Origin of the sequence: Enterobacter sp. 725m/11, from assembly GCF_011683705.1 — a bacterium.
Taxonomy (GTDB): Bacteria; Pseudomonadota; Gammaproteobacteria; order Enterobacterales; family Enterobacteriaceae; genus Enterobacter; species Enterobacter bugandensis.
Genome location: NZ_JAAQOK010000110.1, coordinates 1 through 1,097, shown reverse-complemented (window position 1 = coordinate 1,097; position 1,097 = coordinate 1). Strand labels below are relative to the sequence as shown.

The 1,097-nt window shown below is 53.5% G+C and carries 1 protein-coding gene; it reads left to right on the top strand.

What is annotated here, in order from left to right; translation table 11 throughout:
* Positions 1-1,097 (top strand): elongation factor Tu (tuf, locus tag HBA26_RS22605; protein WP_049119900.1); only part of this gene is annotated, 1,097 nt, incomplete at both ends.

The following is a 1,097-nucleotide window of genomic DNA, read 5'->3' as shown; positions in this document are numbered from 1 at the left end:
CTGACCGCTGCAATCACTACCGTTCTGGCTAAAACCTACGGTGGTTCTGCTCGTGCATTCGACCAGATCGATAACGCGCCAGAAGAAAAAGCTCGTGGTATCACCATCAACACCTCTCACGTTGAGTACGACACCCCGACTCGCCACTACGCACACGTAGACTGCCCAGGCCACGCCGACTATGTTAAAAACATGATCACCGGTGCTGCGCAGATGGACGGCGCGATCCTGGTTGTTGCTGCGACTGACGGCCCAATGCCTCAGACTCGTGAGCACATCCTGCTGGGTCGTCAGGTAGGCGTTCCTTTCATCATCGTGTTCCTGAACAAATGCGACATGGTTGATGACGAAGAGCTGCTGGAACTGGTAGAGATGGAAGTTCGTGAACTGCTGTCTCAGTACGATTTCCCGGGCGACGACACTCCAATCGTTCGTGGTTCCGCGCTGAAAGCGCTGGAAGGCGACGCTGAGTGGGAAGCGAAAATCATCGAACTGGCTGGCTTCCTGGATTCTTACATCCCAGAACCAGAGCGTGCGATTGACAAGCCATTCCTGCTGCCAATCGAAGACGTATTCTCCATCTCCGGTCGTGGTACCGTTGTTACCGGTCGTGTAGAGCGCGGTATCATCAAAGTTGGTGAAGAAGTTGAAATCGTTGGTATCAAAGAGACTGCGAAGTCTACCTGTACTGGCGTTGAAATGTTCCGCAAACTGCTGGACGAAGGCCGTGCTGGTGAGAACGTTGGTGTTCTGCTGCGTGGTATCAAACGTGAAGAAATCGAACGTGGTCAGGTTCTGGCGAAGCCAGGCTCAATCAAGCCACACACCAAGTTCGAATCTGAAGTGTACATTCTGTCCAAAGACGAAGGCGGCCGTCATACTCCGTTCTTCAAAGGCTACCGTCCACAGTTCTACTTCCGTACAACTGACGTGACCGGTACCATCGAACTGCCAGAAGGCGTAGAGATGGTAATGCCAGGCGACAACATCAAGATGGTTGTGACTCTGATCCACCCAATCGCGATGGACGACGGTCTGCGTTTCGCAATCCGTGAAGGCGGCCGTACCGTTGGCGCGGGCGTTGTTGCTAAAGTTCT